The following is a 721-nucleotide window of genomic DNA, read 5'->3' as shown; positions in this document are numbered from 1 at the left end:
AGTGAGAGAATAACTTATGACAACTCATATTGTACAATCAACCGACTATAATCAAGCATCTGATGCATTACGACGCGAAATTGCTGTAATGCTACAGCGGGTTTGGCCAGATTCCGATTCCCTGCCTGAGGAAATAATTCCAGAAACTCACCTTAAAGAATTTAATGTACGCTCATTTTATTCCTACATAGATGGAAAATTAGTCAGCTATGCAGGTGTAGTGCGCAAAACTATCCATCATAATGGACAATCATTTAATATAGCCGGACTGAGTTGTGTAGCGACTGATCCAGATTATCATGGTCAAGGTCTAGGTTTACAAACAGTTGCTACCGCTACCGAATGGATTGAAAAGCAAAATGATATAGATTTCGGGATATTTACGTGTAAACCATCTTTAGCTCCCTTTTATAATCGTACTGGTTCTTGGCCTGTTATACCGGATGTAATGCTTATTGGTAGAGAAGATGCTTTATCTAGTGCATCATTAGAAGTTGCTGTTTTAATGCGTTTGTTTTCAAAGAAAGCGAAATCTCATAAATCAATGCTGCGCCATACTACTATTAATCTTGATTTTCCAGTTGGTCAGTTTCTATAATACAGATAAACAAAAGCCAATTCCCATATGATAAGGACATTGGCTTTTTCTTTTTTATTTTGCTTCACATACGGAATTCGTATTTTGTGATTCCTTCCCATACAGTACCATTAATGCGTGGGA

At 37.2% G+C, this 721-nt stretch carries 1 protein-coding gene; it reads left to right on the top strand.

What is annotated here, in order from left to right; all coding sequences use genetic code 11:
- The first annotated feature begins 16 nt into the window (after positions 1 to 16).
- Positions 17 to 598, top strand: a complete 582-nt coding sequence (locus AC1DTM_RS30085) for a GNAT family N-acetyltransferase (RefSeq protein ID WP_477001661.1) — start codon at positions 17 to 19, stop codon at positions 596 to 598.
- Positions 599 to 721: the final 123 nt, after the last annotated feature.

This window comes from Bacillus sp. P4_D3 (genome assembly GCF_056401855.1).
This window is presented reverse-complemented; position numbering and strand designations above follow the sequence as displayed.